The sequence below is a fragment of the Pseudomonas sp. B40(2017) genome (assembly GCF_002112855.1).
Lineage (GTDB): Bacteria > Pseudomonadota > Gammaproteobacteria > Pseudomonadales > Pseudomonadaceae > Aquipseudomonas > Aquipseudomonas pharyngis.
The window spans coordinates 146,510-158,746 of sequence record NZ_NEIT01000008.1 but is presented as its reverse complement, the minus strand read 5'-3'; the positions used below and the strand labels follow the sequence as shown (position 1 = coordinate 158,746).

At 61.6% G+C, this 12,237-nt stretch carries 11 protein-coding genes; 9 read left to right on the top strand and 2 right to left on the bottom strand.

Going from position 1 to position 12,237, the window contains the following annotated elements; genetic code table 11:
• Window positions 1–43: 43 nt before the first annotated feature.
• The gene (locus CAF76_RS23445) at window positions 44–2,392 is read right to left on the bottom strand and encodes a hybrid sensor histidine kinase/response regulator (protein ID WP_085648691.1); all 2,349 of its coding nucleotides are present in this window, start codon (window positions 2,390–2,392) and stop codon (window positions 44–46) included.
• 304 nt (window positions 2,393–2,696) lie between these two features.
• Between CAF76_RS23445 and CAF76_RS23440 the strand changes: the two genes are divergently transcribed.
• The 4 genes from CAF76_RS23440 to CAF76_RS23425 all read left to right on the top strand — a co-directional run bounded on the left by CAF76_RS23440 (window position 2,697) and on the right by CAF76_RS23425 (window position 6,217).
• The gene (locus CAF76_RS23440; protein WP_039771996.1) at window positions 2,697–3,494 is read left to right on the top strand and encodes a hydroxymethylpyrimidine/phosphomethylpyrimidine kinase; all 798 of its coding nucleotides are present in this window, start codon (window positions 2,697–2,699) and stop codon (window positions 3,492–3,494) included.
• Between the two features lie 24 nt (window positions 3,495–3,518).
• Window positions 3,519–4,142, top strand: coding sequence for a thiamine phosphate synthase (gene thiE, locus CAF76_RS23435; RefSeq protein ID WP_085648690.1), 624 nt, complete (start codon window positions 3,519–3,521; stop codon window positions 4,140–4,142).
• 10 nt (window positions 4,143–4,152) lie between these two features.
• Window positions 4,153–5,436: a glutamate-1-semialdehyde 2,1-aminomutase gene (hemL, locus tag CAF76_RS23430; RefSeq protein ID WP_064599654.1), complete on the top strand. Its 1,284-nt coding sequence runs from the start codon at window positions 4,153–4,155 to the stop codon at window positions 5,434–5,436.
• Window positions 5,437–5,662: 226 nt separating this feature from the next.
• Complete coding sequence (locus CAF76_RS23425) at window positions 5,663–6,217, top strand: tetratricopeptide repeat protein (RefSeq protein WP_003228518.1); 555 nt, start codon at window positions 5,663–5,665, stop codon at window positions 6,215–6,217.
• A gap of 111 nt (window positions 6,218–6,328) precedes the next feature.
• On the opposite strand, the gene CAF76_RS23420 is transcribed toward CAF76_RS23425, so the two are convergent.
• Window positions 6,329–6,658, bottom strand: a complete 330-nt coding sequence (locus tag CAF76_RS23420; RefSeq protein WP_027617776.1) for a DUF1820 family protein — start codon at window positions 6,656–6,658, stop codon at window positions 6,329–6,331.
• 133 nt (window positions 6,659–6,791) lie between these two features.
• Here CAF76_RS23420 and miaB point away from each other — a divergent pair, with 133 nt between their 5' ends.
• From miaB to lnt, 5 genes are all read left to right on the top strand, one after another.
• Window positions 6,792–8,120: a tRNA (N6-isopentenyl adenosine(37)-C2)-methylthiotransferase MiaB gene (gene miaB, locus CAF76_RS23415; protein ID WP_064382169.1), complete on the top strand. Its 1,329-nt coding sequence runs from the start codon at window positions 6,792–6,794 to the stop codon at window positions 8,118–8,120.
• Between the two features lie 217 nt (window positions 8,121–8,337).
• Window positions 8,338–9,342, top strand: coding sequence for a PhoH family protein (locus CAF76_RS23410; protein ID WP_064599656.1), 1,005 nt, complete (start codon window positions 8,338–8,340; stop codon window positions 9,340–9,342).
• Window positions 9,335–9,829, top strand: coding sequence for an rRNA maturation RNase YbeY (gene ybeY, locus CAF76_RS23405; RefSeq protein ID WP_007958682.1), 495 nt, complete (start codon window positions 9,335–9,337; stop codon window positions 9,827–9,829). Before CAF76_RS23410 ends, ybeY begins: the two co-directional genes overlap by 8 nt.
• Window positions 9,830–9,834: 5 nt before the next feature.
• Window positions 9,835–10,674, top strand: coding sequence for an HlyC/CorC family transporter (locus CAF76_RS23400; RefSeq protein ID WP_007909641.1), 840 nt, complete (start codon window positions 9,835–9,837; stop codon window positions 10,672–10,674).
• Between the two features lie 14 nt (window positions 10,675–10,688).
• The gene (gene lnt, locus CAF76_RS23395) at window positions 10,689–12,212 is read left to right on the top strand and encodes an apolipoprotein N-acyltransferase (RefSeq protein WP_085648689.1); all 1,524 of its coding nucleotides are present in this window, start codon (window positions 10,689–10,691) and stop codon (window positions 12,210–12,212) included.
• Window positions 12,213–12,237: the final 25 nt, after the last annotated feature.

Below are 12,237 nucleotides of genomic sequence, written 5' to 3'. Positions count from 1 at the left end.
ATCAAAGTGTCATATCGGCCTAAATACCGGCGCTTTCACCCTATCAGCAACTCAACACCCGCCGCTGCATCGCCACCTGCAGATCCTCGAATTTCACCGGTTTGCTCAGATAATCGATCGAGCCACCGGAGGCACAATGCTCGCGATCCGCCCCCAGCGCGATCATGAACACCGGCAGATGAGCGCATCCCGGCAGGTCACGAATCTGGCAACACAGCGATGCTCCATCCAGCGGCGGCAACTGGCAATCGATCAGCACGGCATCGAAACGCTCGCGCTGCAAGCAGTCGAGCGCCGCCGTGCCTTGGTCGACGGTGCGCACGCGGAAACCCAGCTTGAGCAACATGCCTCGCATCACCAATTGGTTGACGCTGTTGTCGTCCACCAGCAACACGGTGCAATCCTGCGGCGCACGCACGGTGTCGCGGCTGAACGCGGGCACGGCTTCCACTTCCGGCAACTCAAACTCGACATCCAGTTGAAAGCGGCTGCCACTCCCCGGTTCGGAGCGGTGTGTGAGCTTGCCACCGAGCAATTCCACCAATTGACGGCAGATCGCCAGACCGACGCCCAGCCCGCCATATTCGCGGGTCATCGAGCCGTCGAGCTGGAAGAACCGCTGATACATCGTCGCCTCGCCCAGATCGGTAAAACCGATGCCGGTATCGATCACCGCGAAGGACAGCGCCAGGCGATTGTCCGTCGACGGTTTGCCGGTGACCCGCAAGGCGAGGCCGCCGACGCGGGTGAACTTGATCGCGTTGTCCAGCAGGCATTCCAGGCATTGCGCGAGTTTGGCGCTGTCGCCATGCAGGCGATCCGGCAGGGTCGGCAGCACGTCGACCTTGAAGTCCAGCGACTTGCTCGAAGCATTGCCATCGAACTGAATCCGCAACGCCTCGACCACCCCGCGCAGGCTGAAACTGCCCGGCGTGGCCTTGAGCTTGCCGGCCTGCAATTCGGTCAGGGTCAGGATGCCGTTGACCATGCGCATCATGTCCCGGGCCGAACCGGCGGCGGTCTGCTGGTATTGCTCCAGTTCCGGATCGAGTTCGACGGTCTGCATCAGCTCCAGCGAACCGATCACCCCGTTCATCGGCGTGCGCAGTTCGTGAGTGAGGGTCGCGAGGAATTCGTCCTTGAGCTTGTTGCTGTGGGCCAGTTGCTGGTTCAGCACTTCAAGTTTCTGGCCGGCGTCGAACAGGGTCTGCGCCTGTTGTTCGCGCATGGCGTTGATGCGGTCGGCCAGCGCCAGCGACAGCAGCGCCACTTCGATGGCCGAACCGATCTGGCTGGCGTACATGGTCAGGAACACGTTGGGCAGCAAGCCCAGCACCATCATGGTGTTGACGATGCCGCCGATCAGGAACGCCGACCAGGCAATGATGAAGTAACGCGCCACCCGCAGGCCACGCCACCAGGCCAGGATCCCGGCAGCAAAGATCACCACGGTGAAGGTCAGGGCCAGGGTCGTCGCCAGACGCAGGGCCAGGCCATAACTGGTCATCAACGACAGACCGATCACCACGGCGCCAAAAACAATCAGGGCGATCAACAGACGATCGAGCCAACGGCTGTGGTTCTTCGTCTGCAGGAAACTGCGGGCGAACTGGCTGCCGAACAACCCCGCACATCCGATGAAGAACGGCGTGGCGGCGTTGGCCCACCATGGGTTGTCCGGCCAGAAATACTCGACCGCCGCGCCGTTGACCGACAGCTGATAAAGGCCGAACGAGGCGATATAGAAGATGTAATAGAGGTAACTGGTGTCGCGCACGCTGAGGTAGATGAACAGGTTGTAGACCAGCATCCCCAGCAGCACGCCATAAATGATCCCCAGCACGTACAGGCGCACCGGCTGGTCTTCGAGGTACGCGGTGCTCGACCACAACGTTACCGGCGCCTGGATCGAGCCTTCGCTGGACAACCGCAGGTAAACGGTTCGTTGCTGATCCGGCTTGAACGCCAGGTCGAACAGGTAATTGTTCTGGCGGATCTCGCGACTGGCGAACGGCAAGGCGTCCCCGGTCTGCCGCACCAGACGGTAGTCGCCGGCGGCATCGGGCAGATACAGGTCCAGATGATCGAGCGGCGGATACGCCAGTTCCAGCAGCCAGCTGCGCTGCGCCGACGGGTTGGTCGGGCGGTAATGCAGGTCGATCTTCAGCCAGAACGCCGAGCGCGAATAACCGGCATTGAGCGTGGCTTTGTCATGGGGTTTGAAGTTTCCGGCGGCGGCTTGCGCGCGGACGTCGGCAATGCTCGCCTGACCGCTCGGGTCTTCGAACACTTGCAGGGATCGACCCAGCGGGAGGCTCTGGGTGAACTCGTCGAACTCGACGGCGCTTGCCAGGAGGGGCAAGCAGAACAGCAACATCAACAAATAGCGCATTGAAGCCCCAGCGTGGCTTGGCCGGTTGTGTCAGGAAGCCCCCCATTCCCTTTGAGATGACGTAAAACCGGTATTACCTGTTATTGGTTTGGATCCACTCTAGCATAGCCGTTGATGGCCATTGAGCACCATGGAAATTTTTCCCACAAAGGCTCTAGAACGGGCGTTCCAGAGCAAAACACCGGGCTAGAGCTGTTGACTCGGTCAGATTGTGGCAAGCGCTGTGGATCTCGCAACCCGTGTTATCGGCCGCGCACTGCGCCACAACACCCGGAAAACAGGTTTGGTGGTAAGCTCGCGCACCATGAATATCTACAGCTCACGCCCCGTTGTCCTCTGTCTCTCCGGCCACGACCCCAGTGGTGGCGCCGGCTTGCAGGCAGATATCGAAGCCCTGCTCGCTCAGGGTTGCCATGCGGCTCCGGCCGTCACCGCCCTGACCGTGCAAGACACCGTCAACGTCACTGACTTTCGCGTCCTCGACCGTGAGTGGGTACTGGCCCAGGCCAATGCCGTGCTCAACGACTCCGAAGTCGCGGCGGTGAAACTGGGCATGCTCGGTTCCCTGGAAATGGTCGACACCGTCGTCGAACTGCTTCAGGCGCACCCGCACTTGCCAGTGGTCTGCGATCCGGTGCTGCGTGCCGGCGGCGGCGGACGCCTGGGCAAGGACGAAGTCGGCTACGCCATGCGCGAACGCCTGCTGCCGCTATCGATCATCGCCACCCCCAACCTTCCCGAAGCCCGGATTCTTGCCGAACTGCCAGAAGGCACCGCAGACGAGTGCGCTGAAAAACTTCTGCCATTCATCAAGAACCTGCTGATCACCGGCGGTCACGGCGACGAAACTGAAATCCACAACCGCCTGTACAGCCGTGATGGGCTGCGCGAAACCTTCAAGTGCCAGCGCCTGCCCGGCAGCTATCACGGTTCCGGCTGCACCCTGGCCAGCACCCTCGCCGGCCGCCTGGCACTGGGCGAAAACCTCGCCAGCGCGGTGCGTACTGCGCTGGATTACACCTGGCGCACCCTGCGCGATGCCGAACAGCTGGGCAAAGGCCAGTTCGTGCCGCGTCGTCTGCCGCTGGATTTCTGTTCCTGATGTTCCGAGCCTGAGGTCTGCGCGATGAAACTACGTGGCCTGTATGCCATCACCGACAGCCAGTTGCTGGCCGGCAAGTTTCTGTCCTACGTGGAGGCGGCGCTGGAAGGCGGCGTCACCCTGCTGCAATACCGCGACAAGAGCAGCGACGAGGCTCGCCGTCTGCGTGAGGCCGAAGCCCTGCGCGATCTGTGCGAGCGCTACAAGACGCAATTGATCATCAACGATGACGCCGAACTGGCCGCGCGCCTGAACGTCGGCGTGCACCTGGGCCAGACCGACGGCCCGCTGTCGCCGACCCGCGCCCTGCTCGGCTCCAAGGCGATCATCGGTTCGACCTGCCACGCGCAGCTGGAACTGGCCGAACAGGCCGCCAGGGAAGGCGCGAGTTACGTCGCCTTCGGTCGTTTTTTCAACTCCAGTACCAAACCCGGTGCACCGAGTTGCAGCCTCGATCTGCTCGACGAGGCCAAACGCACCCTGCACCTGCCGATCTGCGCGATCGGCGGCATCACCCTCGACAACGCCGCGCCACTGGTGGCCCACGGTGTCGATCTGCTGGCCGTGGTCCATGGCCTGTTCGGCGCCGACAGCAGCGCCGAAGTGACCCGCCGCGCCCGCGCCTTCAATGAATTACTAAAAGTCTGAGAGCCCGATCATGTCTCGTTCCGAAACCCTGTTTGCCAACGCCCAGAAACACATTCCCGGTGGCGTGAACTCGCCGGTGCGCGCGTTCAAGAGCGTTGGCGGCACGCCGCTGTTCTTCAAGCACGCCGAAGGCGCCTACGTCACTGACGAAGACGACAAGCGTTATGTGGATTACGTCGGCTCGTGGGGCCCGATGATCCTCGGTCACAGCCACCCGGACGTGCTGGATGCGGTGCGCAACCAGTTGCAGCACGGCCTGTCCTACGGCGCGCCGACCGCGATGGAAACCGAGATGGCCGATCTGGTCTGCTCGCTGGTGCCGTCGATGGAGATGGTGCGCATGGTCAGCTCCGGCACCGAAGCGACCATGAGCGCGATCCGTCTGGCCCGTGGTTTCACCGGCCGCGACAGCATCATCAAGTTCGAAGGCTGCTACCACGGTCACTCCGACAGCCTGCTGGTGAAGGCCGGCTCTGGCGCACTGACCCAAGGCGTACCAAGCTCGGCCGGAGTGCCGGCAGCGTTCGCCAAACACACCCTGACCCTGCCGTTCAACGACATCGACGCGGTTGAAAAAATGCTCGCCGAAGTCGGCCAGGACGTCGCGTGCATCATCGTCGAGCCAGTGGCCGGCAACATGAACTGCGTACCACCGGCGCCGGGTTTCCTCGAAGGCCTGCGCAGCCTGTGCGACAAGCACGGTGTGGTGCTGATTTTCGACGAAGTGATGACCGGTTTCCGCGTCGCCCTCGGCGGTGCCCAGGCCTACTACGGCGTGACCCCGGACCTGACCACCTTCGGCAAGATCATCGGCGGCGGCATGCCGGTCGGCTGCTTCGGCGGCAAACGCTCGATCATGGAACGCATCGCGCCGCTGGGCCCGGTCTATCAGGCAGGCACCCTGTCGGGCAACCCGCTGGCGATGGCCGCCGGCCTGACCACCCTGCGCCTGATCAGCCGTCCGGGCTTCCACGCCGAGCTGACCGACTACACCACGCGCCTGCTCGACGGCCTGCAACAGCGCGCCGATGCCGCCGGCATTCCGTTCGTGACCACCCAGGCGGGCGGCATGTTCGGTCTGTACTTCAGCGGTGCCGACGACATTGTTACGTTTGAAGACGTGATGGCCAGCGATGCAGCGCTGTTCGGCCGCTTCTTCCACCTGATGCTGGAAGGTGGCGTGTACCTGGCACCGAGCGCCTTCGAAGCCGGTTTCACCTCGATCGCCCATGGCGAAGCCGAGCTGAAACTGACCCTTGACGCCGCCGAACGCGCCTTCGCCAAGTTGAAGTAAAACGCCCCGCCGCTGACGTTGGCCATTGCCAGCGTCAGCGTTCTCCTACATCTGCACGCCTTTTCCGACACGCCTGCCAAAAATCTCCCATAAAGTGGGCGATATATTTCCCGCGCAGCAGAAAATCGAGTAAAGACTTTGTAAGGATGGCCCTGCTTATTTCATAATGCGCGCTTATTGGATCCCTCGACGGGTCCGCGCGCCCTTCAGAGGTAAGTCGATTCCCATGAACCGCACCGGCCGCACCCTTGCCTTGGGCTGCCTGTTGCTCCTTCAGCCGCTGCTCGCACATGCACAAGCAGGCGGCAACTCGTTGTTGATCCCGGCGATGGGTCGCTGCACCCTCAATACTCAGCCGCAAGATGTCACGCAGGCCCTCGCCGCCTGCCAAAAGGCAGCGGATGAAGGGGATGCGCAAGCGCAATACGAGTTGGGTGAGTTCTACTACGACGGCAAGAATGCGCCGCGCGACCTCAATCAAGCCCTGAGCTATTTCGAAAAGGCCTCGCTGCAGGGCCATGCCCAGGCGCAGTTCAAGCTCGGCACCATGTTCTTCCACGGCGAAGGCGTGCAGGCCAACAACATTCAGGCGTACATTGTGCTGAAGATGGCGGCGGTCAACGGCGCAGAAGATGCACTGGACACCGCCGACGAAGTCTCCGAAAAAATGTCCCGCGAAGATCTCGAAACCGCGACCCAGGTGCTCGGGCAAATTTTCCGTAAATACCTGATGGAACTGCAAAGCGCCGACGGGCGTACGCCGTTCTCGCCCCTTCCCTGATTTCTCTATAGATTTTTCTGGCCTCTTCGCGAGCAAGCCCGCTCCCACATTGGATTGCATTCCCCTGTGGGAGCGGGCTTGCTCGCGAATGAGGCGACTCGGTCTTACGGTTTACTTCTCAGGCATCGGCATCGGAAACGGCATCACGTTACCAACGCCGCCACGGGCTTCGCTGATCTTCGGCGTTCCCAGACGCTCGACCTCGTCGATGCGCACGATCGAGTGCATCGGCACAAAGCTGCGCACCACACCTTCGAACTGCGCCTTGAGCTTTTCTTCGCTCGGGTCGACGACCACTTGCGTGCGCTCGCCAAAGACGAACTCTTCCACTTCCAGGAAGCCCCACAGATCACTTTGATAGATCTGTTTGGCGTACATTTCGAACACCTGGCCCTGGTTGAGGAAAATCACCTTGTAGATTGGAGCTTCGCGTTTGGTCATGGCGGGCAGACAGCATCGGGGTAAAAAATGAGGGCGCAAACTATAGCATAGCCACCGGACGCACAGCGGTAGGAACCTGGGGACATGTTCCCTATAATGCGCGGTTCTTTGAACCACGTGACGACCCTATTCCATGGCCAAGAAGCTTTACATCGAAACCCACGGTTGCCAGATGAACGAGTACGACAGCTCGCGCATGGTCGATCTGCTGGGCGAACACCAGGCCCTGGAAGTCACGGCGCGCGCCGAAGATGCCGACGTGATTCTGCTCAACACCTGCTCGATTCGCGAACGCGCCCAGGACCGGGTGTACTCCCAGCTCGGCCGCTGGCGCGAACTGAAACTGGCGAACCCGGACATGGTGATCGCCGTCGGCGGTTGCGTGGCCAGCCAGGAAGGCGCGGCGATCCGTGATCGCGCGCCGTACGTCGACGTGGTGTTCGGCCCGCAGACCCTGCACCGCCTGCCGGAAATGATCGACGCCGCGCGCATCAGCAAGCTGCCGCAAGTCGACGTCTCGTTCCCGGAAATCGAAAAATTCGACCACCTGCCCGAGCCGCGCATCGACGGCCCCAGCGCCTACGTGTCGGTGATGGAAGGCTGCAGCAAGTACTGCACGTTCTGCGTGGTGCCTTACACCCGCGGCGAAGAAGTCAGCCGCCCGTTCGACGACGTGATCGCCGAGATCATCCACCTGGCCGAAAACGGTGTGCGTGAAGTGACCCTGCTGGGGCAGAACGTCAACGGCTATCGCGGGTTGACCCACGACGGTCGCCTGGCGGATCTGGCGGAACTGATCCGCGTGGTCGCGGCGGTCGACGGCATCGACCGCATTCGCTACACCACTTCGCACCCGCTGGAGTTCTCCGACAGCCTGATCCAGGCCCACGCCGAAGTGCCGGAACTGGTCAAGCACCTGCACTTGCCGGTGCAGTCGGGTTCGGACCGGATCCTGGCCGCGATGAAGCGCAACCACACGGCGCTGGAGTACAAATCCAAGCTGCGCAAATTGCGCGCCGCCGTACCGGGGATCTGCATCAGCTCGGACTTCATCGTCGGCTTCCCGGGGGAAACCGAGAAAGACTTCGAACAGACCATGAAGCTGATTGCCGACGTCGGTTTCGATTTTTCCTACTCGTTCGTCTACAGCCAGCGCCCGGGCACCCCGGCCGCCGATCTGGCCGACGACACCCCGGAAGAACTGAAGAAAGAACGCCTGAACGCCTTGCAGCACCGTTTGAATCAGCAAGGGTTCGAGATCAGCCGACAAATGGTCGGTTCGATCCAGCGGATTCTGGTGACCGATTATTCGAAGAAAGACCCGGGCGAACTGCAAGGGCGGACCGAGAATAACCGTATCGTCAATTTCCGCTGCGACAATCCGACCCTGATTGGCCAGTTCGCCGACGTGCACATCGACGCGGCGCAACCGCACTCGCTGCGCGGCTCGCTGATCCAGTAACACCCTTTGTTCAACTGTGGGAGCGAGCCTGCTCGCGATGAACGATGACGCGGTTTACCAAGTCAACCGTGGCGTGGCCATCGCGAGCAGGCTCGCTCCCACAATGGACCGGCCTGGATCTTGAGAACAGGCTCATCCATTTAAGAGCTTTCGCACCCACGCCGCTGGCGTTATCCTTCAATTCATCCCAATTGCCCCAGGGCGGCTAAATACGACCTTGAACGCACCCATCGAACCACATCGTTTCATTCTCGAGCCCTTTGAGGCTCGCCGCTTCGCCAATCTGTGCGGGCAGTTCGACGAGCACTTGCGGCTGATCGAACAGCGCCTGGCCATCGAGATCCGCAACCGCGGCAATCAGTTCGAGCTGATCGGCGAACCCAAGCACACCACTTCCGCGGAAAACCTGATTCGCCGCCTGTACCGGGAAACCAAGGGTTCAGAGCTGTCGCCGGATACGGTTCACCTGTTCCTCCAGGAATCGGCCGTCGAGCAACTGGACAACCCCGCCCCCGCCGAAGCCTCCGTCGCCCTGCGCACCAAGAAAGGCATGATTCGCCCACGCGGCTTGAATCAGCTGCGCTATGTGAAGGAAATCCTCGGCAACGACATCAACTTCGGCATAGGCCCCGCCGGTACCGGCAAGACCTATCTGGCTGTCGCCTGCGCCGTCGATGCGCTGGAGCGCGAGCAGATCCGGCGCATCCTGCTGGTGCGTCCGGCGGTCGAAGCGGGTGAAAAACTCGGCTTCCTGCCCGGCGACCTGTCGCAGAAGATCGACCCGTACCTGCGCCCGCTCTACGACGCGCTGTACGAGATGCTCGGCTTCGAATACGTGGCCAAGCTGATCGAGCGTCAGGTGATCGAAGTTGCGCCGCTGGCCTACATGCGCGGTCGCACGCTGAACAACAGCTTCATCATTCTCGATGAAAGCCAGAACACCACCGTCGAGCAGATGAAGATGTTCCTCACTCGGATCGGTTTCGGCTCCACAGCTGTGATCACCGGCGACATCACCCAGGTCGACCTGCCGCGTGGCACCAAATCCGGACTTCATCACGTCATCGAAGTCCTGAAAGATGTGCCGGGCATCAGCTTCACCCATTTCCAGCCTAAGGACGTGGTGCGCCACCCGTTGGTGCAACGCATCGTCGAAGCCTACGAGCGCTTCGAGACGCGTATCGCTGAAGAAGCGCCAAAGGACACTCGCCACGATGCTTGAGCTTGACCTGCAAATCGCGACCGAAGCGTCTGCGCCGACCGAAGCCGAATTCCGCCAATGGTGCGAACTCGCTTTGCGTCAGCGCACCGCCGACTCGGAAATGACCATTCGTCTGGTCGACGAGGAAGAAGGCCGCGAACTGAATCACACCTGGCGGCACAAGGATTACGCGACCAACGTCCTGTCCTTTCCCGCCGAAGTGCCCGACGAGTTTCTCGACATCCCGCTGCTGGGCGATCTGGTGATCTGCGTGGCCGTGGTCGAGCGCGAAGCCGCCGAACAGGGCAAGGAACTAAAGGCCCACTGGGCACATCTGGTCATTCACGGCTGCTTGCATCTGCTGGGTTACGACCATATAGATGACGAGGAAGCCGAGGAAATGGAAGCACTGGAACGCGAGTTGCTTGCCGAATTGGGTTATCCCGATCCGTACGCGGACGACGAAACCGAAACATCCCCTACTGTTACAACAAAGGATTCAGAGTAATCGCTATGAGCGAAGATCGATCGAGCAACGGGCAAAAGTCATGGCTGGGTAAACTGACCCAGGCTTTTGCCCACGAGCCGAAGAACCGCCAGGAGCTGCTTGAGCTGCTGCGCGATGCACATCAGAACAAACTGCTGGACAGCGAAGCGTTGGCCATCGTCGAAGGCGCCATCCAGGTGGCTGACCTGCAGGTTCGCGACATCATGGTGCCGCGCTCGCAGATGATCAGCATCAAGGCGACCCAGACACCCCGCGAATTCCTCCCCGCCGTGGTCGACTCGGCCCACTCGCGCTACCCGGTCATCGGCGAAAGCCATGACGACGTAATGGGCGTGCTGCTGGCCAAGGATCTGCTGCCGCTGATCCTCAAGGAGAACGGCGACAGCTTCAACATCAAGGACCTGCTGCGCCCGGCCACCTTCGTGCCGGAGTCCAAGCGCCTGAACGTGTTGCTGCGCGAATTCCGCGCCAACCACAACCACATGGCCATCGTCATCGACGAATACGGCGGCGTGGCCGGTCTGGTGACCATCGAAGACGTGCTTGAGCAAATCGTCGGCGACATCGAAGACGAACACGACGTCGAAGAAGACAGCTACATCAAGCCGCTGCCCAGCGGTGATTTCCTGATCAAGGCCCTGACACCGATCGAGAACTTCAACGAGTTCTTCGACAGCGAATTCTCCGACGATGAGTTCGACACCGTCGGCGGGCTGGTGATGAGCGCGTTCGGGCACTTGCCAAAACGCAACGAAATCACTGAAATCGGCGCCTATCGTTTCCGCATCCTGAACGCCGACAGCCGTCGGATTCATTTGCTGCGACTGACGCCCATTGCTCGTTAATTCTAAGGACTGAAATGCGCTGGACAACCCGCCCCGGCTGGCCCGGTAACCTGCTGGCCGTGGTGGCCGGTGCAATCACCACCTTCGCGCTGGCACCGTTCGATCTCTGGCCGCTGGCCTTGCTGGCGGTCGGCCTGTTCTACGCCGGCCTGCGCGAGCTGAGCCCGCGTCAGGCACTGGGTCGTGGCTGGTGCTTCGGTTTCGGCCTGTTTGGCGCCGGCACCAGCTGGATCTATTACAGCATCCACCATTTCGGCGGCGCTTCGGTGCTGCTGGCCGGTTTCCTGATGCTGATCTTCACGGCGGCCATTGCCTGGTTCTTCGCCCTGCCCGCCTGGCTCTGGGCGCGCTGGTTGCGGCGTAACGAAGCGCCGGTGGCCGACGCCCTTGCATTTGCGGCGCTATGGGTAGGCCAGGAAGCTTTCCGCGGCTGGTTCCTCACCGGTTTTCCGTGGCTGTATTCCGGTTACAGCCAGCTCGATGGCCCGTTGGCCGGACTCGCGCCGGTGGGCGGCATGTGGCTGGTGTCGTTCGTTCTCGCACTGACCGCTGCACTGATCTACAACGCACCGCGCCTGCTGCAAACCCGCCGCAAAGCCTTCATCGCTGCCGGCCTGGTATTGCTGATCGGGCCGTGGGCGGCGGGCATTGCGCTCAAGGGCCATGCCTGGACCAGCCCGGCCGGCGCGCCGCTGACCGTTGCCGCCATCCAGGGGAACGTCGCGCAAAGCATGAAATGGGACCCGGCCGAACTCAATGCGCAACTGGCGCTGTACCGCGATCTGAGTTTCCGCTCCAAACCGGTGGATCTTTTGATCTGGCCGGAAACCGCCGTGCCGGTGCTCAAGGAGTCCGCCGAGGGCTACCTGACCATGATGGGCAACTTCGCCGCCGAGCGTAAATCGGCGCTGATCACCGGCGTGCCGATCCGCGAAATGGTCCGTCACGAAAAACGCTTCTTCAACGGTATTACCGTGGTCGGCGAAGGCGACGGCACTTATCTGAAGCAGAAACTGGTGCCGTTCGGCGAATACGTACCGTTGCAGGACATCCTGCGCGGGCTGATCGCGTTCTTCGACCTGCCGATGTCCGACTTCGCCCGCGGCCCTGCCGATCAGGCGCTGTTGCAAGCGAAGGGCTACCAGATCGCGCCGTTCATCTGCTACGAAGTGGTGTATCCGGAATTCGCCGCAGGCCTGGCGGCACGCAGCGATCTGCTGCTGACGATCAGCAACGACACCTGGTTCGGTACGTCGATCGGCCCGCTGCAACACCTGCAAATGGCGCAGATGCGCGCGCTTGAAGCAGGACGCTGGATGATTCGCGCGACCAACAACGGCGTGACCGGGCTGATCAACCCGTTTGGCCAGATCACCGAGCGAATTCCGCAGTTCGAGCAGGGCGTGCTCTACGGCGAAGTGGTGCCGATGCACAACCTGACGCCGTATCTGCAATGGCGCTCGTGGCCGCTGATCATCCTGTGTGTGGTGCTGTTCGGCTGGGCGCTGATGACCAACCGGATGTCCAAGACGCTCTGAGAAATCGCCCGCTCCCACAGGTGAC

Bases quoted from the DNA above. Each gene is read 5' to 3' on its own strand.
- CAF76_RS23445 (WP_085648691.1), bottom strand. From the start codon at position 2,392: ATGCGCTATTTGTTGATGTTGCTGTTCTGCTTGCCCCTCCTGGCAAGC.
- CAF76_RS23440 (WP_039771996.1), top strand. From the start codon at position 2,697: ATGAATATCTACAGCTCACGCCCCGTTGTCCTCTGTCTCTCCGGCCAC.
- thiE (WP_085648690.1), top strand. From the start codon at position 3,519: ATGAAACTACGTGGCCTGTATGCCATCACCGACAGCCAGTTGCTGGCC.
- hemL (WP_064599654.1), top strand. From the start codon at position 4,153: ATGTCTCGTTCCGAAACCCTGTTTGCCAACGCCCAGAAACACATTCCC.
- CAF76_RS23425 (WP_003228518.1), top strand. From the start codon at position 5,663: ATGAACCGCACCGGCCGCACCCTTGCCTTGGGCTGCCTGTTGCTCCTT.
- CAF76_RS23420 (WP_027617776.1), bottom strand. From the start codon at position 6,658: ATGACCAAACGCGAAGCTCCAATCTACAAGGTGATTTTCCTCAACCAG.
- miaB (WP_064382169.1), top strand. From the start codon at position 6,792: ATGGCCAAGAAGCTTTACATCGAAACCCACGGTTGCCAGATGAACGAG.
- ybeY (WP_007958682.1), top strand. From the start codon at position 9,335: ATGCTTGAGCTTGACCTGCAAATCGCGACCGAAGCGTCTGCGCCGACC.
- CAF76_RS23400 (WP_007909641.1), top strand. From the start codon at position 9,835: ATGAGCGAAGATCGATCGAGCAACGGGCAAAAGTCATGGCTGGGTAAA.
- lnt (WP_085648689.1), top strand. From the start codon at position 10,689: ATGCGCTGGACAACCCGCCCCGGCTGGCCCGGTAACCTGCTGGCCGTG.